This window comes from Paenibacillus sp. FSL H8-0457 (assembly GCF_038051935.1).
Classification (GTDB): domain Bacteria; phylum Bacillota; class Bacilli; order Paenibacillales; family Paenibacillaceae; genus Paenibacillus_AQ; species Paenibacillus_AQ lautus_A.
The window spans coordinates 5,584,485-5,607,785 of the sequence record NZ_CP150293.1 but is presented as its reverse complement, the minus strand read 5'-3'; the positions used below and the strand labels follow the sequence as shown (position 1 = coordinate 5,607,785).

At 52.9% G+C, this 23,301-nt stretch carries 23 protein-coding genes; 18 read left to right on the top strand and 5 right to left on the bottom strand.

Features of this window, described 5'->3' with window-relative positions; genetic code table 11:
* The first annotated feature begins 14 nt into the window (after nt 1–14).
* The 3 genes from MHI43_RS24985 (at nt 15) to MHI43_RS24975 (ending at nt 2,305) form a co-directional block, all read left to right on the top strand.
* A complete protein-coding gene (locus MHI43_RS24985; protein WP_009595776.1) occupies nt 15–362 on the top strand; it encodes a YlbF family regulator in 348 nt (115 codons plus the stop codon).
* Between the two features lie 141 nt (nt 363–503).
* The gene (locus MHI43_RS24980; protein WP_015736991.1) at nt 504–791 is read left to right on the top strand and encodes a hypothetical protein; all 288 of its coding nucleotides are present in this window, start codon (nt 504–506) and stop codon (nt 789–791) included.
* Nucleotides 792–970: 179 nt separating this feature from the next.
* Nucleotides 971–2,305 carry a DRTGG domain-containing protein gene (locus tag MHI43_RS24975; protein ID WP_036659800.1) on the top strand — a complete coding sequence of 445 codons (1,335 nt, stop codon included), beginning with the start codon at nt 971–973 and terminating at the stop codon, nt 2,303–2,305.
* 84 nt (nt 2,306–2,389) lie between these two features.
* Here the strand turns inward: MHI43_RS24975 and MHI43_RS24970 are convergent, their stop codons facing one another.
* The 3 genes from MHI43_RS24970 to MHI43_RS24960 form a co-directional block, all read right to left on the bottom strand.
* Complete coding sequence (locus tag MHI43_RS24970; RefSeq protein ID WP_036659797.1) at nt 2,390–2,701, bottom strand: YtpI family protein; 312 nt, start codon at nt 2,699–2,701, stop codon at nt 2,390–2,392.
* 70 nt (nt 2,702–2,771) lie between these two features.
* The gene (locus MHI43_RS24965) at nt 2,772–3,275 is read right to left on the bottom strand and encodes a hypothetical protein (RefSeq protein WP_009595061.1); all 504 of its coding nucleotides are present in this window, start codon (nt 3,273–3,275) and stop codon (nt 2,772–2,774) included.
* 3 nt (nt 3,276–3,278) lie between these two features.
* On the bottom strand, nt 3,279–3,605 hold the full coding sequence (locus MHI43_RS24960; RefSeq protein ID WP_009595060.1) for a YtrH family sporulation protein: 327 nt from the start codon (nt 3,603–3,605) through the stop codon (nt 3,279–3,281).
* Nucleotides 3,606–3,783: 178 nt separating this feature from the next.
* Here MHI43_RS24960 and MHI43_RS24955 point away from each other — a divergent pair, with 178 nt between their 5' ends.
* The 8 genes from MHI43_RS24955 to MHI43_RS24920 all read left to right on the top strand — a co-directional run bounded on the left by MHI43_RS24955 (nt 3,784) and on the right by MHI43_RS24920 (nt 13,024).
* Entirely contained in the window at nt 3,784–7,509 is a 3,726-nt protein-coding gene (locus MHI43_RS24955; protein ID WP_036659794.1) for a DNA polymerase III subunit alpha, read from the top strand.
* A gap of 146 nt (nt 7,510–7,655) precedes the next feature.
* The gene (locus MHI43_RS24950) at nt 7,656–8,150 is read left to right on the top strand and encodes a phosphatidylglycerophosphatase A (RefSeq protein ID WP_036659792.1); all 495 of its coding nucleotides are present in this window, start codon (nt 7,656–7,658) and stop codon (nt 8,148–8,150) included.
* Nucleotides 8,151–8,306: 156 nt separating this feature from the next.
* Entirely contained in the window at nt 8,307–8,495 is a 189-nt protein-coding gene (locus MHI43_RS24945) for a hypothetical protein (RefSeq protein WP_006212044.1), read from the top strand.
* A gap of 92 nt (nt 8,496–8,587) precedes the next feature.
* Nucleotides 8,588–9,481, top strand: coding sequence for an acetyl-CoA carboxylase, carboxyltransferase subunit beta (gene accD / locus MHI43_RS24940; protein ID WP_009595062.1), 894 nt, complete (start codon nt 8,588–8,590; stop codon nt 9,479–9,481).
* Nucleotides 9,481–10,464 carry an acetyl-CoA carboxylase carboxyltransferase subunit alpha gene (locus MHI43_RS24935; protein WP_015736987.1) on the top strand — a complete coding sequence of 328 codons (984 nt, stop codon included), beginning with the start codon at nt 9,481–9,483 and terminating at the stop codon, nt 10,462–10,464. The genes accD and MHI43_RS24935 overlap by 1 nt, the downstream gene beginning before the upstream one ends.
* A gap of 119 nt (nt 10,465–10,583) precedes the next feature.
* Entirely contained in the window at nt 10,584–12,011 is a 1,428-nt protein-coding gene (gene pyk / locus MHI43_RS24930) for a pyruvate kinase (RefSeq protein ID WP_009595064.1), read from the top strand.
* Nucleotides 12,012–12,117: 106 nt separating this feature from the next.
* Nucleotides 12,118–12,627 (top strand): thioesterase family protein, encoded by a 510-nt coding sequence (locus MHI43_RS24925; RefSeq protein WP_036659790.1) that lies wholly within the window; start codon nt 12,118–12,120, stop codon nt 12,625–12,627.
* 4 nt (nt 12,628–12,631) lie between these two features.
* Entirely contained in the window at nt 12,632–13,024 is a 393-nt protein-coding gene (locus MHI43_RS24920; RefSeq protein ID WP_009595058.1) for an FxsA family protein, read from the top strand.
* A gap of 142 nt (nt 13,025–13,166) precedes the next feature.
* Here the strand turns inward: MHI43_RS24920 and ytvI are convergent, their stop codons facing one another.
* Nucleotides 13,167–14,285 (bottom strand): sporulation integral membrane protein YtvI, encoded by a 1,119-nt coding sequence (ytvI, locus tag MHI43_RS24915; RefSeq protein WP_036659788.1) that lies wholly within the window; start codon nt 14,283–14,285, stop codon nt 13,167–13,169.
* Nucleotides 14,286–14,664: 379 nt separating this feature from the next.
* Here ytvI and citZ point away from each other — a divergent pair, with 379 nt between their 5' ends.
* The 5 genes from citZ (at nt 14,665) to MHI43_RS24890 (ending at nt 19,904) form a co-directional block, all read left to right on the top strand.
* Complete coding sequence (gene citZ, locus MHI43_RS24910) at nt 14,665–15,777, top strand: citrate synthase (RefSeq protein WP_009595070.1); 1,113 nt, start codon at nt 14,665–14,667, stop codon at nt 15,775–15,777.
* A 146-nt stretch (nt 15,778–15,923) separates the two neighbouring features.
* Nucleotides 15,924–17,216, top strand: a complete 1,293-nt coding sequence (icd, locus tag MHI43_RS24905) for an NADP-dependent isocitrate dehydrogenase (protein ID WP_009595069.1) — start codon at nt 15,924–15,926, stop codon at nt 17,214–17,216.
* A gap of 14 nt (nt 17,217–17,230) precedes the next feature.
* A complete protein-coding gene (gene mdh / locus MHI43_RS24900; protein ID WP_015736984.1) occupies nt 17,231–18,172 on the top strand; it encodes a malate dehydrogenase in 942 nt (313 codons plus the stop codon).
* Between the two features lie 153 nt (nt 18,173–18,325).
* Nucleotides 18,326–18,751, top strand: coding sequence for a hypothetical protein (locus MHI43_RS24895; protein WP_009595065.1), 426 nt, complete (start codon nt 18,326–18,328; stop codon nt 18,749–18,751).
* A gap of 286 nt (nt 18,752–19,037) precedes the next feature.
* A complete protein-coding gene (locus MHI43_RS24890; protein WP_015736983.1) occupies nt 19,038–19,904 on the top strand; it encodes an SDR family oxidoreductase in 867 nt (288 codons plus the stop codon).
* A gap of 116 nt (nt 19,905–20,020) precedes the next feature.
* On the opposite strand, the gene MHI43_RS24885 is transcribed toward MHI43_RS24890, so the two are convergent.
* Nucleotides 20,021–20,392, bottom strand: a complete 372-nt coding sequence (locus MHI43_RS24885; RefSeq protein WP_341283174.1) for a hypothetical protein — start codon at nt 20,390–20,392, stop codon at nt 20,021–20,023.
* A gap of 220 nt (nt 20,393–20,612) precedes the next feature.
* Here MHI43_RS24885 and MHI43_RS24880 point away from each other — a divergent pair, with 220 nt between their 5' ends.
* Nucleotides 20,613–22,166 carry a fumarate hydratase gene (locus MHI43_RS24880; protein ID WP_009594644.1) on the top strand — a complete coding sequence of 518 codons (1,554 nt, stop codon included), beginning with the start codon at nt 20,613–20,615 and terminating at the stop codon, nt 22,164–22,166.
* Between the two features lie 162 nt (nt 22,167–22,328).
* Nucleotides 22,329–23,300, top strand: a complete 972-nt coding sequence (locus MHI43_RS24875) for a bile acid:sodium symporter (RefSeq protein ID WP_015736980.1) — start codon at nt 22,329–22,331, stop codon at nt 23,298–23,300.
* The last annotated feature ends 1 nt before the right edge of the window (nt 23,301 follow it).

Below are 23,301 nucleotides of genomic sequence, written 5' to 3'. Positions count from 1 at the left end.
GGGAGGAACCAAGAATGAACATTTATGACAAAGCGCATGATTTGGCAAAAGCAATGAAGGAGAGCCAGGAGGTAGAAGAGATTACATCCGCGATGAAACTCGTGGATGCGGATCCGGAGAGCAGACGCATGCTGGACGATTTCCGTCAGCGTCAGATGGAGCTTCAACAGCGCATGATGTCCGGAGACATGCCGGCCCAAGAGGAAATGGAGAAGATGGAGAAGCAGTTCGAGGTGCTGAGCCTGAACCTGAACATTCGCCGTCTGTTTGACGCCGAGCGGCGTCTGAGCGTCATTATCGAGGACGTGAACAAGATTATATCGGACAGCCTGCAGCATCTGTACGGACCGGCCCAATCCTAAGCGATCTCGTTTGTAACCATGGTGCGGCGGTTATCTTCGAAGACAATTCGAACAAATTTTTAAAAACTTGTCTCATAAATTGCGCAAGCTCCTCATAGAGTAGAAATATAGATTTCAGAGAGTAGAGGAGCTGCGTTTACAATGAAAAAAAAGAAAAACAAGTTTAAACACACCGCATATTTATTGGTTGCACTCGGCATGCTGATATACGCCCTTCCGAGCATTTCATTCTCCGGCGGGTTCTCTTGGGTTTCGCTGTTCGGTGCTGTCTGGGCAGGCTTTGCCCTGCTCGTGATCGGTTCGCATCTCTATTATCTTATCGGAGTAGATGAGGCGAAGCAGAAAGCGCTGGACGCAATCCGCAAGGAGAAATTGAGCCAGTGGGAACTGAAATGGCCTGAGGAACAGAAGAGCCAGGAAGCCAATTAAGTGCCGGATCACAGCGAGAGCTGCGATAAACAAAAACCTCCCTTGAAGCCGATGCGGCTGGATTATCCATCCGCCATCCTTGAGGGGAGGTTTTTTTGGATTTGACGGGTATGGGAGCGTCAGCGGACGTGATATAATAGATACAGTGTAGTACAGATAGTGTTATGGGGGTGTAACAGTTGGACGTTCGGGATGATACGATTACAAAACACGAGCAGTTGGTTCAGTATATTGAAAGTTTGAAGGTGGGAAGCAAAATATCGGTGCGGCGGCTGGCCAAGGAGATGGGCGTCAGCGAGGGGACCGCTTACCGGGCGGTGAAGGAAGCGGAAAGCCTAGGCATCGTTGTCACGAAGGAACGGATCGGTACGGTTCGCGTGGAACGGAAGCCGCGGAACATATCCGAGCAGCTTACGTTTGCCGATGTCGTTGAGATCGTGGAAGGACATGTGCTTGGCGGTGCCGAAGGGCTGAATAAAAGCCTGCACAAGTATGTGATCGGCGCGATGAAGGTGGAAGCCATGATCCGCTATATCGACGCCGGAAGCCTCATGATTGTCGGTAACCGCGAAGATGCCCATTCCCTGGCGTTAGAGCAGGGGGCAGGCGTGCTGATTACCGGCGGTTTCGGCACGAGCCGGGAAGTGAAGCTGCTGGCGGATCAGCTGGATCTGCCTATCATCTCGTCCCGACATGACACGTTTACGGTCGCCTCCATGATCAACCGTGCCATTTTCGACCGTTTAATTAAGAAGAAAATTATGCTGGTGGAGGATATCGCCCATGATAAGCCCAAGAATCACCAGTTGAAAAACTCCGTCACCGTCCAGGAATTCAAACGGATTTCGCAGGAGACAGGGGAAAACAGGTACCCGGTCACGGACGAATGGAACCGGGTCATCGGCATCGTCGGGGTTCGCGACGTGGAAGGGCTGGCCGAAACCCAGCCGATCGAGAAAGCGATGACCCGCAATCCGGTGACGGCCAGCATGAAGACCTCCCTTGCATCGGCCGCGCAGATCATGATGTGGGAAGGGATCGATTTTCTGCCGATCGTGGATCGGAACCGCAAGCTGCTTGCCACCGTCACCCGGAAAGAGGTGCTTGGCGCACTGCGGGATGCGCGAAACCAGCCTCAGCTCGGCGAGACGTTCGATCAGCTGATCTGGAACGGGATTGCGGAGGATCGGGATGAGGAAGGGCGATTGTTCTTCCACGGCTTTATCACGCCCCAAATGGCCTCGGAACTCGGAACGATTTCGCAAGGGGTGCTCACCACCGTGATGAGCCAGGCGGCTGTGAAGGCTGCCAAGGATATCAGCGGCTGGGATCATGTCCTCGATCATCTGTCGACGTATTTCATCCGGCCTGTGCAGATCGAGGATCCGATTGTCATTATGCCGAAATTGCTGGAGCTCAGCCGGCGTACCTGCAAGATGGAGATTGAAATCCAGCATCAGACGAGCCTGATTGCCAAAGCGGTCATGACGATGCAGGCGATCGATCACGGCTAACGGGAAACTCTCCCGACTAATAAAAAAGGGCACCCCGCTGGTCTTGTAGACCATGCGGGATGCCTTTTTTCAACTTAGCTTCATTCAGCCGGCCGTCCGTGAATTCTTCAGTCTGCTGTAATAGGCGCGGCTTCGAATGCCGGCAAATATATTGAACGCGCCAAGCACCAAAAACGCTGCTTCTACAATGACAGCGGGCGTGGAGCCGCTGAACAGGAACATGCACACCAGCGAAAGGGAAACCAGCATAATGCCCATGCAGAGGTTCATCATGGACATATGGATTCCGCGGTCGACCGGATCCGCTACTCGCCGTGCGCGAATGCTATACAGCGCGGCAGCTACGACGGACAGGACAAGGATAATGTACAGGATATAGTGGATGACGGTTATCATGGAATGGAAGGCTCCTTTATATTCGGTAACATACTGTTAGATTCGATCATTTACAATAGTATGTATTGTATCATGATCCCGTTGACTTTGCATCCAGATGATCGACGCCGACCCAGATTTGCAGCACGCCTTCCATGACGAGCATGGTCTTGATCTGGACCTTGTAATCTTTTTCCCGGACCGTATAGATTTTGTCGCTGAGGAGCGAACGGGTCAGCTTGCTGTCCGTATCGATATCAAACACGTTGCGGCCGCGAAGGGCAGCCAGATCGTCGCTCATAAGCCTGACGAGCTCTTTGATGATGACGGGATCAAGAGGCTCCCTGTCGTTTTGTTCGCTGCGGATCTTGATTTCCTTGATGACCGTGGATTGTTTATTGTATTTTTTTAACGAATCGATATCTTTTTCATACTGCGTTATTTTGAGCTGCTGTTCCTGATTCGTTTCCCATAATTTATTGTAGGCTGCATGATAAACCGAATTGTAGAGGATGCTGCCGACGACCATCCCCAGCACGAAGATGGATGCGACCTGATAGAAGGGGCGGAATCGGTGGGCCGGAGGTACGCGCATGGATCAGCTCCGGCTGGAGCACACCCATTTGACCAGCTCGCTGCCCATATGTGCTCCAAGAAATGCAAAACCCAGATATAAAACCTGCTTGATGGCAGGGGATAGATTGCCGACTACCATGTTGCTTTCAATGACCCGCATCGGATCAATGGTGCCTCCGATGGCGGCGGCAAGCGCCCATATCTTAATCCGGTCGGCCACTTCTATCATGGTCAGGGTCGGGGGCTGCAGGGACAGCACGGCGCCCACGCCTCCCACCATGGCCCCCCCCAGCACGATGCCGAAGGCTATAAAAAAATCCAGAATCGCTTTGGATAAAAAAACGCTCATGCCCTCATGTCTCCTTTCTTCTCTCGGTGGATGTCAAGGCAACCGCCTGTCCACGTATTCCCTAGTTTCATTCTATGGGCGGGCCTAGCGGGATTATGATAAAATGGTATAAAGACTTTTTAAGATATTTCTGAGTTGATTTTAAATATACATGTACCGGCGAAAGGAAGGCGTTACGATGAGCTCTTTCGTGCATTTGCACGTGCATAGTGAATACAGTTTGCTCGATGGAGCGGCACGTATCGGTGACCTGGTGCGGGAAGCGGCGGCGCTTGGCATGAAATCGCTGGCGCTGACGGATCATGGCGTGATGTACGGTGCCGTTCCGTTCTATAAAGCCTGCCTGGCGCAGGGCATCAAACCGATTATCGGTTGCGAGGCCTATATCACGGCAGGCTCCCGCAAGGAGCGGGGAAGCCGCAAGGACCAGCCGATCTATCATTTGATTTTGCTTGCCAAGAATGAGACCGGCTATCGCAATTTAATGAAGCTGTGCTCGATCGGGCATTTGGAGGGGTATCATTACAGACCCCGAATCGATATGGAGGCGCTGGCCGCCCATCATGAAGGAATCATATGTCTCAGCGCCTGCTTGGGAGGCGAGGTTCCCCAGCATCTGCTTCATGGACGCGAGGCGGAAGCCAAGGCGGCTGCGCTCCGTTACCAGGCGATTTTTGGAGAGGATTATTACCTGGAGCTGCAGGATCACGGCATGCCGGAGCAGAAGCGCGTGAACCCCCAGCTGATTCAGCTGAGCCGCGAGACCGGCATTCCGCTGGTAGCGACCAACGATGTGCATTATCTGACCGAGAACGATGCCGAGGTTCAGGACGTCCTGATCTGCATCGGCACGGGAAAGACGGTCGAAGATGAAGACAGGCTGCAGATTCAGACGAACCAGCTCTATCTGAAGAGCGGCAGCGACATGGAGCGTCTGTATCCCCATGTGCCTGAAGCTATATTGAATACGGCTAAGATTGCGGACCAGTGCCATTTGGAGCTGGAGTTCGGCAAATCCATTTTGCCGGAATACAGCTCGCTTCCGGAAGGGAAGAATGCTGCGGAATACCTGCGGGATCTCTGCCTGAGCGGATTGCGGGAACGCTACGAAGAAACGGAACGGTGGCAGGATGAAGGGCAACGCAGCGAGCTGGAGCAGCGCCTTGATTATGAGCTCGGCGTTATCGAGAGCATGGGCTTCAGCGATTATTTCCTGATCGTATGGGATTTCATCGCCTATGCCCACCGGAAAGGCATCGCGGTCGGACCCGGAAGGGGTTCCTCGGCAGGAAGCCTAGTGGCTTATACCCTGCAAATTACCAATGTGGATCCGATGAAATATAAGCTGTTGTTTGAGCGCTTCCTGAATCCGGAACGGATCACGATGCCGGATATCGATATCGATTTCAGCGATGAGCGCCGGGACGAGGTCATCGATTACGTGGTGGACAAATACGGGAAAGAGCATGTGGCCCAGATCATTACGTTCGGTACGATGGCCGCAAGGGCAGCCGTCCGCGACGTCGGGCGTGCGCTGAATGTGCCGTTCGGGGATGTGGACAAGGCGGCAAAGCTGATCCCTAACCACCTGGGCATCAGCATTGAAAGAGCGATGGAGCAAAGCCCGCAGCTGAAGGAGCAGTACGAAACAAAGCCGAAGGTACGCGAGCTGATCGACATGGCGATGAAGGTCGAGGGCATGCCGCGCCATGCATCGACGCATGCGGCCGGCATCGTCATTTCCAGGGAGCCCTTGACGGATGCGGTGCCGCTGCAGGAAGGCAGCGAGAAGACGGCGCTGACGCAGTATTCCATGGAGAATTTGGAGAGCGTGGGGCTCCTCAAGATGGATTTTTTGGGCCTGCGGACGCTGTCGATCATCGAGCGTACGCTGAAATGGATTCAAGAATTGACCGGCAGTGAGCTTGATTTCGAACAAGTGCCGGATGACGACCAAGCGACTTACGAAATGTTGGGCCGAGGGGAGACCGCGGGCGTATTTCAGCTCGAATCCGCCGGGATACGGCGGGTGCTGAAGGATCTGAAACCTTCGGTGTTTGAGGATATCGTATCGGTGAATGCCCTGTACCGCCCGGGTCCCATGGAATTTATTCCGAAGTTCATTCAGGCCAAGCACGGCCGGATCGAGCCGGAGTACCCCCATCCGGACCTGATCCCGATTCTGGGGGATACGTATGGCATTATCGTTTACCAGGAGCAGATTATGCAGATCGCTTCGACAATGGCGGGCTTCTCGCTCGGGGAAGCGGATCTGCTGCGCAGAGCGGTATCGAAGAAGAAACGCGAGGTGCTGGACCGCGAGCGCAGCCACTTCGTTTCAGGGAGCCTGAAGCTGGGCTATACCGAGGATGAGGCCAACCGCGTGTACGACATGATCGTCCGGTTTGCCAACTACGGATTCCCGCGCGCGCATGCTGCCGCTTACGGCGTGCTGGCCTTCCAGACGGCTTATCTTAAGGCGCACTATCCGGTTCCGTTCATGGCTTCCATGCTGACAGCCGTCATGGGCAGCCATCGGAAGGTAGCCGAATACGTGCTGGAGGCGCGGCGCATCGATATCGAGGTCATGCCGCCGGACGTCAACGAAAGCGGGACGTATTTTACGCCGGTCATGAGCCGTTCTGCTGCCGAGGGCAGCGATAAACAGGCCGATTCTCCGGCCGGCGGCGGGATCCGATTCGGGCTTGCCGCCATCAAGAACGTCGGCACGCAAGCGGTGGAGAATATCGTCGAGATCCGGCGCGAAAAGCCGTTTGAAAGCCTGCTTGATTTCTGCCGCCGCGTCGACCTCCGCGTATGCAACAAGCGTGTGATCGAGTCCCTGATCCAGGCGGGCGCCTTCGATTCCTTGCAGGGGCACCGCTCCCAGCTGGTCGCCATGCTGGACGAAACGGTGGAAGCGGCCGTGAAGTGGAGAAAGGAGCGGGATGATCTTCAGATTCAGCTCTTCGACTTCGTGGAAACCGCGAATTGGGACATTGAATATCCGGACATCCCGCCTTATACCGCAAGTCAGCAGCTCGAATTCGAACGCGAGCTGCTGGGCATGTATTTGTCCGGTCATCCGCTGGACGGCTTTGAAGAGACGCTGACGGAGTCTGGAGCGGATCGGCTCATGGATCTGCATGAAGCGGAGGATGAGTCGATGGCTACGGTTGCCGGCATGGTGGTCTCGCTGAAGACCATAACGACGAAACAGGGGAAATCGATGGCCTTCATGGAGTGCGAGGATCAAATCGAGCGCTGCGAGGTCGTTCTCTTTCCGGAAGTGTGGAAGCGCAGCGCGCATCTGATTGAAAAAGGCGCCCTGCTCGCGATCCGGGCGAAGGTCCAGCTGCAGGACGAAGGCTTCAAGCTGCTGGCCGAAGAAATCGCTCCGCTTGAAGCGCAGACCCTGGGCCAGCTCGTTCGGCGGAGCAAGGTCCGGGGAACGCAGGGCGGCAGAGGCAGGGCCGAGGGAGCAGGCCGGGGCGCCGCGTCGGGCGCAACCGGCAAGAAGGCGGCTTCGGGCGGCGAACCAAAGGCCGTTCTGAATTCAGCGCAGCCGCTTGCCGCCACGAAAGGCCAAGACCTGCCTCCGCTCGGAAAGGAAGTTTCGGGCATTAACCGAACGTCCGGGAAGGAATCTCGAGCAGGCGCATCGAATCCTAAAGCAGAGCAGCGCGTGTTTGTGAAAATAACGGCCGATGCGGAGCGATCGGAGATGCTGGTCAAGCTGAAAGAGCTTCTGCAGCGGCATCCCGGGCCCGTGGCAACGGTGTTGTTTTATGAACGAAGCCAGAAGGTGCTTGCGCTCAGCGATGCCTATCGGATCAAGCCTTCGCAAGAGCTCATTGCCGAAATGGAGAGCATGCTGGGCAAAGACACCGTTAAAGTGAAGTGACATGAAAATTTAAGAACGTTTCCCATCCCTCCCGCATACAATTAGGACACTACAGGAATGTTGGCCGAGTATTCGCCTGAAGAAAGCACTTCACGGTGATGACCGTAGTGACAGAGCAACGGCCAAAGACGCGGGGGGGATTTGTGGTGTCAATCGACTTGGCAGAGAGCATGCTCAGCCGCAGAGGAGTCAGCGTAAACTCCATCGCGGATATTGTGTTGAAGCTTCAACAGCGTTACCATCCGACGCTAACCATCGAGCAGTGCGAGGAAAGCGTGCGGGCCGTGCTCGGGAAGCGCGAAGTGCAATATACCCTGTATACGGGCATTGCGCTGGATGAGCTGGCGGAGAAGAAACTGCTGCCGGAGCCGCTGCAATCAATTATGGAGCAGGACGAACCGTTGTACGGTGTGGATGAGACCATGGCGCTCGGTGTCACGAGCATATACGGCATGATTGGACTGACGAGCTTCGGCTACCTGGATAAAGAAAAAATTGGCGTGATTGAGATATTAAATGAAAAAACGGACGGGATTCATGTGTTTCTGGATGATCTCGTTGCAGGCATTGCCGCCGCCGCTTCCTCGCGAATCGCGCATAACAATCCCGATGCGGCCCATTATACCGCGGGATCTGACTGATTTGCGCGAGTGTTGTCGAATCGCTGCATAAGGGTACGGATTTGGCTTTCAGCCCCCTGCTCTCTTTGTTGAGGTAAAAACTGAAGTATGTTATCATTATCCATTATATCGGCTCAGGATATGCCTGTGGGACGAGATTAGGGGGATCTGAAAGGCATGTGGACGGTTATCTATATTGCGCCAACTGCAAAGGTGGCGGAAATGATCAAGACCAGGCTAACGGAAGAAGGGTTTTTGGTTCAAAGCCGTCCTGTGAATCTTTCCAAACAGCAGTTTGAGATTTTGGTACCCTCCGGAGAGCTTGAGGAAGTACAGGAAGTGTTGAATTCGATATTGCACCCCTAGTTTCATCTGGGTTACATAGCGAAGCTTAGCGTACGGATCGGCGATGTGCTATTGCGGCGGCCATTCAAATTTACGGCTGGAGAGGTGTAGTTGTGTTTAAAGACTTGTTTCAGAAAAAAAGAAAATACGCAACGATCCCATCGGAACGACTTGGGACGGCAGGGCAGCCTCAGGAAGGCGAACGCCCGAAACGGGAAATTCCGGAAGGTCTGATGAATAAGTGTGCCAAGTGCGGCACCATTCAATACAGCAAAGAGCTTGAGAAGAATCTGAAGGTGTGTCAGGAGTGCGGGCATCATATGCGCCTGAACGCGGTTGAGCGGATTGCCATGACGCTGGATGAGACAGGCTTTGAAGAGTTTGACGCGGAGATGATCTCGGTGGACCCGCTCAAGTTTCCGGGATATGCGGCCAAGCTGGAGCAGCAGAAGATGAAATCCGGACTGCATGATGCGGTGATTACCGGCCAAGGCTCCATTCTGGGCCAGCCCGTTGTGGTGGCCGTGATGAGTTTTGACTTCTTCACGGGAAGCATGGGCTCCGTCGTTGGGGAAAAAATCACCCGTGCGATCGAGTTTGCGACGGACAAGCGTTTACCGCTCATTATTTTCTCCACTTCCGGCGGCGCCCGGATGCAGGAGAGCATTCTCAGTTTGATGCAGATGGCCAAAACAAGCGCGGCCCTGTCCAGGTTCAATGAACTCGGCGGGCTCTACATTTCAGTGATCACGGATCCGACGACCGGCGGCGTGTCCGCCAGCTTTGCGACGCTTGGCGATATCAACATCGCCGAGCCGGGAGCCGTATTCGGCTTTGCGGGCCGTATCGTTATTGAACAGACCATTCGCCAGAAGCTGCCGGACGATTTCCAGACAGCGGAGTTCAATTTGGCGCATGGTCAGCTTGACATGGTTATTCATCGGAAAGATATGCGCTCCATGCTTGGTAAGCTGCTGGAGATGCATACCGTGAAAGGGGGATTCTGATGTCAGGCGAATTGCCTTTTGAAATGCCACTTGCCGAAATGCGCAAGAAGATAGATGAATTGAAACAATTCGGACAGGAAAAAGGGATCGATTTCACGGATGAAATCGCCCGCCTGGAAGAACGATATAGTCGTTTGGAGGAAGAGATTTATTCCTCGATTTCGCCTTCCCAGAAAATGCATCTGGCCCGTCATCAGCAGCGGCCGACGTCGCTTGATCTGATCCAGCTGATCTTTACGGATTTCATCGAGCTGCATGGAGACCGTCTCTACGGGGACGACCTTGCCATCGTCGGCGGCTTGGCCAAACTTGACGGCGTTCCGGTCACGGTGGTCGGCCAGCAGCGCGGCAAAGACACGAAGGACAACATCGCCCGTTTCTTCGGAAGTCCGCATCCGGAAGGCTTCCGAAAAGCCCTGCGGCTTATGCAGCAGGCGAACAAGTTCAAGCGCCCCATTATCACGTTTATTGATACAAAAGGCGCATATCCGGGTAATACAGCAGAAGAAAGAGGTCAGTCCGAGGCGATCGCCCGCAATTTGCGGGAGATGTCGTCTCTTGGGGTGCCTGTTGTTTGTGTGGTCATCGGCGAAGGTGGAAGCGGCGGTGCTCTTGCGATGGCTGTAGGCAATCGCGTGCTGATGCTGGAGCACGCCATCTATTCCGCCATCTCGCCGAACGGCGCGGCATCCATTCTATGGAAGGATGCGTCCAAGGCGGACCAGGCCGCGGAAGCGATGAAGATCACCGCCAAAGACCTGCTGGAAATGGAAGTCATCGAGGAGATCATTCCTGAGCCTAAGGGCGGTGCACACCGTAACTACGAGGAGACGGCCGCTGCCATTCGGAGCGCCCTGATCAGCCAGCTGAAGGAGCTGTCCGTGATGGATGCCTGCGAGCTGAAGGAAGACCGGTACCGCAAATTCCGCAAGATCGGCGAATTCGACTTTGCGAAGGCGGAACCGGAAGACGTTATCCTCTAAAAGTCTAATGAGTATGTGACGATATGACAAAGTTCCTATACAAATGAGACTTTTTGTAGTAGATTTAGTTGTTGGAAAAAGAGATATAGAGAACCCTTTAATAAACGGAGGAAACCCAAATGCGCAAAACTAAAATTGTATGTACCATCGGTCCTTCCAGTGAATCGTTGGAAAACACCAAGAAGCTCATTATGGCCGGCATGAACGTGGCTCGTCTGAACTTCTCCCACGGCGACTTCGAGGAGCATGGCAACCGGATCAAGAACATCCGCCAAGCTTGCGAAGAGTTGAACAAAACGGTAGCGATCCTGCTTGATACCAAAGGACCGGAGATCCGTACAGGCAAACTTGAAGTGGAACCGATTGAGCTTGTACAAGATGAATATATCACCCTTACTACCGAGGAAATCCTTGGTGATAAGAATCGTTTGTCCATTACTTATAAAGAGTTGCCTCAAGACGTTCAAGTCGGATCGACGATCCTGATCGACGACGGTCTGATCGGTCTGACCGTGGTGGAGATTCAAGGCACCGAAATCAGATGCCGCATCGTTAATGGCGGAACCATTAAGAGCAAAAAAGGTGTTAACGTGCCGGGAGTCGCGATTTCCCTCCCAGGTATTACGGAAAAAGACGCCAACGATATCATTTTCGGGATCGAGCAGGGCATCGATTTTATTGCCGCTTCCTTCGTTCGTAAAGCAAGTGACGTGCTGGAAATTCGCGAATTGCTGAAGAAGCACAATGGCGAGCACATCCAAATCATCTCCAAAATCGAGAACCAGCAGGGCGTTGACAACCTGGATGAAATCCTGGAAGTATCCGACGGCTTGATGGTAGCCCGTGGCGATCTCGGCGTTGAAATTCCGGCTGAGGAAGTTCCATTGGTTCAAAAACGCATGATCGAAAAATGTAACCTGGCCGGCAAACCGGTCATTACGGCTACGCAAATGCTGGATTCCATGCAGCGCAACCCGCGTCCTACCCGTGCGGAAGCAAGTGACGTTGCCAATGCGATTTTCGACGGAACCGATGCCATCATGCTCTCCGGCGAAACGGCTGCAGGTAAATACCCGGTGGAATCCGTATTGACGATGTCCCGCATCGCGGAAAAAGCGGAATCCGCACTGAACTATCGTGAATTGTTCTTGAAGCAGCGCATTGCACAAGAAACCAGCGTAACCGAAGCGATCAGCCAATCGGTTGCGATTTCGGCACTCGACCTGAATGCCAAAGCGATCATTTCGTCTACCGAATCTGGTCAAACAGCTCGCATGGTATCCAAATACCGTCCACAGGCTCCTATCGTCGCCGTAACGACTCAAGAAAGAACGCTGAGACGTTTGGCACTGACTTGGGGCGTAACGCCGGTTAAAGGCGAGCAGGCTTCTTCTACGGACGAGATGTTTGATTATGCGCTGCAAGGCGGCGTGAAATCCGGACTCGTGAAAGAAGGCGACCTTGTTGTGATTACGGCTGGCGTGCCGCTGGGACGTTCCGGTTCCACGAACCTGCTGAAAGTGGACCAAATTCCACAGCAGAAGTAGATTCATCATCAAGAATCCGCTGGATTCTGAATATAGCTGCATATAAGCAATGGACGACGTTTCTTGTCGGCCATTGCTTTTTGCATACATGAGGGGGAAGAAGACGTTGGCTAGTCCATCCGTACCGACGCGAAGCCGCTGGTTCTGGACATCCTTTCGGGTGCGTTACCAGGAAAGCGATCAAATGGGTGTCGTGTATCATGCGAACTATTTAAACTGGTTTGAGATCGGGCGTACCGAAATGATCCGTGAAATGGGATTTACGTATCGGGGAATGGAAGAAGAAGGCGTCCTGCTCCCTGTAGTGGATCTTGACATCAAGTACCGCCGGCCGGCGCGATATGATGATCTAGTGACGATATTTACAAGAATGACTGCTTTCTCCCCGCTGCGAATACACTATGAATACGAGGTCCGTCTGCTGAGTGAGCAGGAGCAGGCGGATTTGGGAGCGAGGGGTTGGCATACCGAGTCCGAGCTCCCCGGTGCCTTGTTAACGGCAGGAGCGACCCGGCATGTATGGCTGAACCGGGAGTGGAAGCCGGCCCGACTGGATAAATGCGCGCCAAAGCTGTATGATGCATTGAAGGATACCCTTTTGGGGAGGAAGGAGTAGCTTCATGTTCAAATGGATGCTGGCAGCGATTATTTTTGTGCCTACTATTGAGATATTCGGCTTTCAGTTTGTTGCGGACCGCGTAGGCGGCATGAATACATTGCTTTTGACACTGCTGACCTCTGCCGTCGGCGTGGCCATGATGAGATTCGAAGGCCGCAAAGCGATGGAAGACGCCAAGCAGAGAATGAATACAGGCATGGTTCCGGGTGCTTCCATGGCGGACGGCCTATGTATATTTGCGGGTGGAGTACTTCTCATTCTGCCGGGCTTTGTAACTGACATTATCGGCTTTACGTTGATATTTCCGTTGACCCGCCCGCTGTATCGGATTTTGCTGTTGAAATGGATGAAGAAAAATATGAAAAACGGCAAGATTACGATCTTTCGCAGATAATACAAGCAGACATTACCATAAGACCGGTCCCGCAAGGGGCCGGTCTAAATTTATGCAAGGGAGCAGCCTGTTTTAATCTTTCCAAATACGATGTTCACATTAGCCCAATGATAAGATAAATCAAGCCGTTTCTTAACGCAGGCTACCTGAACCTGCCCCCGATAATGTAATTCCTCAGGTCCTTGAACACATGGGCCCGATGAAAAGCGTCCAGGATGACAAGCGACACGGGACCGATGATCAGTCCCAAAATCCCGAACAGCTTAAGCCCGACGAACATGCCCAGCAGGGCGGCAAGCGGATCCAGCCCGACGCTGCTGGCCAGCACCTTGGGCTCCATGATCTGACGGACGACCAGAATGATGCTGTACAGGACCGTCAGCCCGATGCCGAGTGTCAGGTCGTCGGACATAAAAGCATACAGCGACCACGGAATCAGGACGATGCCCACACCCAGGTACGGGAGTAGATCCACCAAGCCGATCAGAAGCCCGATGGAGAAGGCGGAATCCACGCCGAGCGCATAGAGCGTGATCGTGACGATGACGGCCGTAATGGATATGAGAATCAGCTGGGCTCTGGCAAATCCGAACAACGCTTTTTTCAGATCCGAGAAGATATAGTTCATCGGTTTACGGATGACGTCGGGCAGGAGACGGAGCAGCGCGCGGTTATGACGTTCCCAGCTGTTGCTGAGAAAGAACGTGGACAGCAGCACGACAATGAAAATCGTCCCCAAATTCGGCAAATAATAAATAATTTGCAGGATACCGTTAAAAATACCGGTAACGAGGTCGGTCACGGCCGTGCCAATCGTCTGCGTCGTACGGGTGATGTTTTGGTTGATGGTATCGTGATAATTCGGGTTGTTCTGATAGAAACGGCTGATCTCATTGACGATATTCTGGAAGCTCTCATTCTGCGTCCAGGCCGTCAGCCATTCCACCCAGGCGTCAATGTGGAGATTAAAGGACTGGGACAGGGCAATCAGTTCCTTGACCAGCCTGCTGACGGCCGCGGTGAGAATCAACAGGGCTGCGCCGAAATACAGGAGCAAGGACAACGTGACGGCGATCCAGCGCGGCATTCTCAGACTCCGCTGGAGCAGGTTGACGCAGGGGTTCATCGCATAGGCGATGATCCAGGCCAGAAGGAAGGGATAAAGCAGCGGCAGCAGTACATATATCAAATAGGCGATCACGAAGATGAAAGACAGCACCCACACTCCCCGGCCCAAACGTTTAAGCATCAATCGTTCCAATGAATCACACTCCTTTGCAGCTGACTTGGAGGGACGAGCAGAAAGGCTCATTCTATACGTATGCAGGGAGTTTCAATATAAGGATAAAGAGTTCAAAAATGGTCGTCTTCATGATTCGACAATGAGAATTATCACAGGTATAATGGAATTGTAAGTGATTTCAAAAAAATGTTTATGGTATCGATAAAACAATTTGATGCGGCGAATGTCGCTGCTCATGTTCACATATCAGACAAAATCCAGTATGATATGAGAAGGTTTGTGACTAGGACCATAGCAATTTTTTTGCGCGTTTTTCTTTTTCATCTGACTTCATGAAAATGTTTTCATGATTGTCAAAATAGTTCAGTTTATCCCGATCATAAAGGAGAGATGTTGCATGACAGCTACCAAGGGTTTGGAAGGCATTGTAGCTACCACCTCCGCGATTAGTTCGATCGTCGATGGCGTTCTGACTTACCGTGGATATGATATTGACGATCTCGCAGAACATGCAAGTTTTGAAGAAGTAGCCTACCTGCTCTGGTTCGGAAAGCTTCCGAATGTAGAAGAGTTAAAGGCGCTTCAACAAGATTTGAGCAACTATGCCGCCATTCCGGATGAGCTTATCCAGCAGATCAAATTGTATCCGAAGGACGGCAATACGATGGCTGCGCTTCGTTCGGCTGTATCCGCGCTCGCTCTGTACGACGCCGAAGGCGACGATATGAGCCGTGAAGCGAACGAGAAGAAAGCGGTTAAACTTCAAGCTCAGCTTCCGACGATCATCGCTGCCATTGCCCGCGTTCGTCAGGGCAAAGAGCCGGTGGCTCCGAAAGCAGGCGCCTCCATCGCGGAAAACTTCCTGTATATGCTCAGAGGCGAGGATCCTGACCAGACTTCCATTAAGGCACTGGATCAGGCGCTCGTATTGCATGCGGACCACGAGCTTAACGCATCCACGTTTGCGGCCCGCGTGACCGTAGCCACGCTGTCCGACATTTATTCCGGTGTTACTTCCGCCATTGGCGCGCTGAAAGGCCCTCTGCACGGCGGCGCGAACGAAGCCGTCATGAAGATGCTGAACGAAGTCGGTTCGATTGATCGGGCTCAGGCGTACATTCAAGAGAAGCTGGACAACCGTGAAAAAATTATGGGCTTTGGACACCGCGTATACAAAAACGGCGATCCGCGCGCGAAACATCTCCAAAAAATGTCCCGCGAGCTTGGCGAAATGAAAGGCGATACCACGCTGTACGATATGTCGGTGCTGATCGACGAAACGGTTACCAACCAAAAAGGCCTGAAGCCGAACGTCGATTTCTATTCCGCCTCCGTCTATACGCAGCTTGGCATTGAGCACGAATTGTTCACGCCGATTTTCGCGATCAGCCGCGTATCCGGATGGACCGCGCATATTCTTGAGCAGTATGAAGGCAACCGTATTATCCGCCCGCGCGCAGAGTATACGGGGATGACCGATCAAAAATATGTGCCGATAGAACTTCGCTAAGTGGCTAGCAATCATGTACAATAGGCTAGAGAACCGCTTAAACGCGAGTGAATCGCGGGTGGCGGATTTCTCTATGCCTATTGCACACAGTATCACATTGAAATGGCTAGAGAAAAGAACCATATTCGAAGGAGGAACTCATACTCATGAAATTGGAAAAATTCGCATTGCCGACTGAAGGCGAGAAAATCACGATTGATAACGGAACCCTGCAGGTGCCTAACAACCCTGTTATTCCTTTTATTGAAGGCGACGGCACAGGCCGTGACATCTGGAAAGCTTCCAAGCGCGTCCTGGATGCAGCTGTAGAAAAAGCGTACAACGGTTCCAAGAAAATTGCCTGGTATGAAGTATTTGCCGGTGAGAAGGCATACAATACATACGGTGAGTGGCTCCCGAACGATACGCTTGAAGCGATTCGCGAGTACATCGTTGCAATTAAAGGACCTCTTACAACGCCAATCGGCGGCGGTATCCGTTCCCTGAACGTTGCCCTTCGCCAAGAGCTGGATCTGTATACCTGCTTGCGTCCTGTCCGTTATTTCAACGGCGTACCGTCTCCGGTAAAACGTCCTGAGCTGGTCGACATGGTTATTTTCCGCGAGAACACGGAAGACATCTATGCAGGCATCGAATACAAAGAAGGCTCCGACGAAGTGAAGAAAGTGATCAAGTTCCTTCAAGACGAAATGGGAGCAAACAAAATCCGCTTCCCGGAAACTTCCGGTATCGGCATCAAACCGGTGTCCTCCGAAGGTTCCAAGCGTCTTGTACGCGCAGCGGTTGAATATGCGATCAAGCATGGCCGCAAATCCGTAACGCTCGTTCACAAAGGCAACATCATGAAATTTACGGAAGGTGCCTTCAAAAACTGGGGTTACGAAGTGGCTGAAGCTGAATTCGGCGATAAAGTGTTCACTTGGGCCCAGTACGATATCATCAAGGACAAGGATGGCGTAGATGCAGCTAACGCTGCTCAAAAAGCGGCTGAAGAAGCCGGCAAAATCATCGTTAAGGATGCGATTGCCGACATCGCGCTGCAGCAGGTTCTGACTCGCCCAACCGACTTTGACGTCATTGCGACATTGAACCTGAACGGCGACTACCTGTCTGACGCTCTGGCTGCGCAAGTTGGCGGTATCGGTATCGCTCCGGGCGCTAACATCAACTACGTAACAGGACATGCGATTTTCGAAGCGACTCATGGTACGGCTCCGAAATATGCAGACAAGGACGTAGTTAACCCTGGTTCCGTTATCCTCTCCGGCGTTATGCTGCTTGAGCACCTCGGATGGCAGGAAGCGGCTGACCTGATCTACAAAGGCATGGAAACGTCCATCAACAACAAAACCGTGACTTACGACTTCGCCCGCCTGATGGAAGGCGCTACTGAAGTGAAATGCTCCGAGTTCGCAGACGAAATCATTAAAAACCTGTAAGGAGGAGATTCATCGTGGCAATTACTCGTAAAAAGATTACGGTAGTAGGTGCTGGCTTCACAGGTGCGACTACCGCCCTGATGCTGGCTCAAAAAGAACTGGGTGATGTGGTGCTGCTGGATATCCCGCAGCTCGAGAACCCTACCAAAGGTAAAGCGCTGGATATGCTCGAAGCAAGTCCCGTCCAGGGATTTGACAGCAACATAGTCGGTACATCCAACTATGAAGATGCAGCTGATTCCGATATCGTAATCATTACAGCAGGCGTAGCCCGCAAGCCGGGCATGAGCCGCGATGACCTCGTCAACACCAATGCAGGAATCGTGAAGTCCGTATGCGAGAACGTGAAGACTCATGCACCGAACTCCACGGTCATCATCCTGAGCAACCCGGTGGATGCCATGACCTATGTGGCGTACAACACGCTCGGATTTCCCAAGAACCGCGTCATCGGTCAATCCGGCGTATTGGATACGGCACGCTATTGCACCTTTATCGCGCAAGAGCTGAACGTATCCGTTGAAGATGTCCGCGGTTTCGTTCTGGGCGGCCATGGCGATGACATGGTTCCTCTCGTTCGTTACTCCAGCGTGGGCGGCATTCCGATCGACACGCTGATTCCGGCTGAACGCATTGAAGCGATCGTGCAGCGCACCCGGGTCGGCGGCGGCGAAATCGTCAATTTGCTGGGGAACGGCAGCGCCTACTACGCGCCTGCTGCTTCCTTGGTCCAAATGACGGAAGCGATTCTGAAGGACAAGAAACGGATTATTCCGGTTATTGCCCTTCTGGAAGGCGAGTACGGTTATGACAACCTGTTCATGGGCGTACCGGCCATTCTCGGCGGAGACGGCATCGAGCGCATTTTCGAGCTTGAGCTGACCGCCGAAGAGAAGGCGGCGCTGGATAAGTCGGCGGAATCCGTGCGCAACGTGACTTCGGTCGTGAACCTGTAATTTGAATCAGGATTCACAAAATCGTCTAATAATGCAATCCCGTCCCGTGATTCGGGGCGGGATTGCTTTTCTTTGGATGATCTGTCCAGTATAATAGGAGACGATGAATTCGATGTAACATAAATCACACTAACGACTTTGGAGGAATTGTTTATGTGGAACGTGACATTTTTTCTGCATATGGTCGGTACGGCGGCGCTAGGGTTTTACTTGATCCTGCCGTTTGTTGTCGGCGGTATTCAGAAGCTGTCTCTGGGCGCTCAAGAAGGAGCCGTGAATACGATTCGGGTTGCGAACCGTTTTGCGCAGTACGGCTTGGTCATTCAGCTGTTGACTGGCGGATACATGATGTCCCAGGGCGAGTATTCGGTTCCTTGGATGATCATTGTAACGGTGTTGCTGCTGGCGATGTTTGCGATTGGAGGCATTATGAGCAAGCCGCTCAAGAATGCGCTTGCAGGCATCCGCGAGAAGCGTGAAGTGAAGGAAGAAACAAGCAAGCTCGGCACGCTTAGCGCATTGCTCGCCTTGCTGCTTCTGGTTATGATCTTCTTCATGGTATTCAATCATATCATCTAAGAACAGCTACATACGAAGAGAAGCCGTCCGTTGATTCGGGCGGTTTTTTTGATATTACAGCAATTAGATATACCGAGGGTTCCCGTAAAAAAGCGGACTGGACTTTGAGCGCAAGGCCCCGTTAAGAGGGGGATTTTGTTACGGGAAAAGCACCGTGCTTACGTTTGATCCCGTTTATTATGGGTAAAAACAATAGCGAAGGGCTTTTTATGAGAATAAGAAGCCGCGTCGAACGCATCCTATGAGAGGTAGTTTGAGATACTGACCTGAAAGGAGAAATGTTCATATGCCACAAGATCAACAGAAGCAGACATTGCCGCCCCAGCATCAGGATCACAGACCCGGAACCGAATCGGAGATGCACCCGAAGCCGGAGTTTGAAAGTAACGAGTATAAAGCAGCCGGTAAGCTAAAAGGAAAAGTAGCACTGATTACCGGAGGCGACAGCGGGATCGGCCGTGCGGTTGCCGTCTACTATGCCAAGGAGGGCGCGGATGTATCCATTGTGTATCTGAACGAGCACAAGGATGCGGAAGAGACCAAGCGACAGGTAGAGCAGGAAGGGCGTAAATGCTTGCTGATCGCCGGCGACGTCGGCGACGACGCGTTTTGCCGCGATGCAGTCACCGAAACCGTAGAGAAGCTTGGGAAGCTCGATATTCTTGTCAACAACGCAGCCGAACAGCACCCGCAGAAGAAGATCGAGGACATTACCAAAGAACAACTGGAGCGGACATTCCGCACGAATATTTTCGGGATGTTCTATTTGACGCAGGCGGCGATGCCGCATCTGTCCAAGGGAAGCTCCATTATTAACACGACCTCCATCACGGCTTACCGGGGAAGCCCGCAGTTGCTGGATTACGCATCAACCAAGGGAGCCATCGTGGCCTTTACGCGTTCCTTGTCGATGAACGTGGTCGGTCAAGGAATCCGGGTAAATGCCGTTGCGCCGGGACCCATCTGGACGCCGTTGATTCCTTCGACGTTCCCGGCGGATCAGGTAGCCGAGTTTGGGGCGACCCAGCCGATGAAACGACCGGGTCAACCGGAAGAATTGGCTCCTGCTTATGTATATCTGGCATCAACGGACTCCTCCTACGTGAGCGGTCAAGTGATTCATGTGAACGGCGGCGAAGTGATTAACGGTTAAAGCGTTGATTTAAACATTCTCGATGACAAAATAGAGCGGACATCCTGGGCTTAAGCCCGGATGTCCGCTCTTTTATCATGGGAGAGGGTTAGGAGAGATTACAGGCATACGGAGAATCAGATGGTTCTAAAACCGTTTGGAAGCCGTCCGGTATCGCGGATCGCCCGGATTTGAGCCAGCGTCAAACGGCGGTTCGAACTAATAATGGACTCTGGCTCTTCACCGCGGATGATATCGTCAAGATCGCCGATGTTGGTGCTGCCCCGGAATACTCTGAAACTGCCCCTGAAATTCGGCTCCGAGAACAGGACCAGGGTTGCGTTAGCGTTGGGGGAGAAGAATCTTAAGCTTTCAATGTCGCCAAAAGCTCTCTCGAGATTCCGGATCCCTACATTTCCACGCACCACAAATCGCCGTCCTCTGTAAAACTCATTTCTGAAGAGGGCAAGCCTTGGAAAAACAACCTGGGAGACTGTAACTTTTCTCATCATAGCAATCACCTCCTTTCCTTAACTAATATATGAGAGATTCATAGATTGGTATGGTCATTATGACCGGCAATTCAACACATTTTCTCGTCTCTTTCATTTTTTCAAGTAAACCCTTTCATGTGTGGAATGATATGATATGATAACAATATTGGCAGTTTATAATGATTCTTTTTTGCTATGAGGATTGGGTCATGAAAGAGAGGAGTTTACTGACGCTATGAAGTTATTTGAAGAGAGCATGTATCGACTGATTGTAGAAACCTCCACGAATTTGCCCGGAGACGTGCGAAGAGCGGTCAACCGTGGACGAGCGTCCGAGGATGCGGCAACGCGAGCGGGGCTGGCACTGGCAACGATCGCTCAAAATATCGAGATGGCCGAGCAGGAAGTATCGCCGATCTGCCAGGATACGGGCATGCCGACGTTTATCGTGCATACACCCGTGGGCGCGAATCACATCGAAATGAAGAAGGCGATCTATGCGGCGGTGGTTCGCGCCACGAAGGATGGCAAGCTGCGTCCTAATTCGGTGGATTCGTTGACAGGCGCTAACAGCGGCGATAATCTCGGACCTGGTTCGCCCGTCATCCATTTCGAGCAATGGGAGCAGGATAAGGTGGACGTCCGTCTCATCCTGAAAGGGGGCGGCTGCGAGAACAAAAACATACAGTACAGCCTTCCCGCAGAGCTTGAAGGATTGGGAAAAGCGGGACGTGACCTGGACGGAATCCGCAAGTGCATCATGCATGCCGTGTATCAAGCCCAGGGGCAGGGCTGCAGCGCCGGATTTATCGGCGTAGGTATCGGAGGCGACCGCACGACCGGATACGAGCTTGCGAAGCATCAGCTGTTCCGGCATGTGGAAGACGTGAATCCGAATGAGGATCTGGCGAAGCTCGAAGATTACATATTGGAAAATGCAAACAAGCTGGGGATCGGCACGATGGGCTTTGGCGGAGAAGTCACGCTGCTCGGCTGCAAGGTCGGTGCGATGAACCGCCTGCCGGCAAGCTTTTTTGTATCGGTGGCCTATAACTGCTGGGCGTTCCGCCGTCAGGGCGTACTGATTGAGCCGGAAACCGGGGAGATCGCGGATTGGCTGTATGAAGCAGGCAGCGAGGTGCAGATGAATGCAAACTCCGAAACGGCAGCGTCCCGAGTCGAAGAATCAGCGCCAAGTGATTCCCAGGGGCGTGAAGTAGTGCTTCAGACGCCGATCAGCGAGGAGCAGATCCGTTCCCTGCGCGTCGGGGATGTGGTGGTGATCCGAGGCGAGATGCATACCGGACGGGATGCGCTTCATAAATACCTGATGGATCACGATGCCCCTATCGATCTGAACGGAGCCGTGATTTATCACTGCGGCCCGGTTATGATGCAGGATGAAGAGGGATGGCATGTCAAGGCGGCAGGCCCGACGACCAGCATTCGGGAAGAACCGTACCAAGGCGATATTTTGAAAAAATTCGGCATTCGCGCGGTTATCGGAAAAGGCGGCATGGGACCGAAGACGCTTCAAGCCTTGCAGGAGCATGGCGGCGTGTATCTGAATGCCATCGGCGGGGCTGCCCAGTATTATGCGAGATGCATCAAAAAAGTAAACGGCGTGGATTTCATGGAGTTCGGCATTCCGGAAGCGATGTGGCATTTGGAGGTCGACGGCTTTGCCGCCATCGTTACCATGGATTCGCACGGAAACAGTCTGCATGCCGATGTGAGCAAAGATTCCGCACAGAAGCTGGCGATGTTTAAAGAGCCGGTGTTCTCCTGATTCAAATCATGATGAGTAAGCATCGATTGGCCATCACGTGCCGGTCGATGCTTTTTTGTTGAGCGCAAGCAGGGAGCCTTATTTCGAATTTTCGTTGCGGTTCGGATCGCCCCGGTTTATGATGAAAGTCAAATACGTCAATTCAGTCATAGGAGGAAACTGTTGAGAAGTTTTGGACTGGCATTTGCATCTTGGTTTGAAAAGTACACCTTTCTCTTGATTCCCGGGTCGCTGGTGCTAGGCTGGCTGCTCTCGGACGTGCTGCTGGACTTTGTTCACTGGATTCCTTATCTATTCGGTTATATTACGCTGGTCATGGCGCTTGGCTGCGGCATCCGCCATCTGCAAGGGGTGCTGAAACGCCCGTTTGCCGTCATGCTGACGCTGTTTCTCGCCCATGCGGCCGCACCGGTGCTCGCCTATGGATTGGGCTCGGCCGTATTCGGCGCGGACTCGGACTATACGATAGGCTTGCTGCTGTTCGCGATCATTCCACTCGGGATATCCTCGGTGATGTGGGTCGGAAGCTCCGGCGGCAGCGTTCCGTTCATCTTGGCGGTGGTGGTGCTGGACACCATACTCAGTCCCTTGGTCGTGCCGGCTCTGATGGATATGTTTATCGGGGATGCACTGGTTGCATGGAATGCGTCCGAGCTGATACTTGATTTGCTGACTATGGTGGTATTGCCCACTCTGATCGGGGTGATGCTGTATGAGGTATCCAAAGGACGGATCAAGGAGTGGTCGGCTCCCGTGACGCAGCCGATATCGAAGCTGTTTTTCATGCTTGTGGTGATGCTGAACGCGGCTGCTATCGCTCCCCATGCCGCAGGCATGAAGGAGGAAATGCTGGTGGTCATCCCGGTTGTCGTTGCGCTGATCGTGATCTGTTATTTACTCGGCTACTTTGGCTCCTATGCGATGCCGGGACGGACACAGGACATGCAAATTACATTTACCTACGCGTCCGGCATGAGGAATATATCCCTCGGGATGGTGCTTGCGACATCGTATTTTTCGCCCCAGGCGTCCATTCCGGTCGTGCTGGGCATTATGTTTCAACAGCCGGCGGCAACGGTCATTCACGCACTGTTCCACCGAAGACGGACACGGGCGATAAGTTATCCAAAATGAT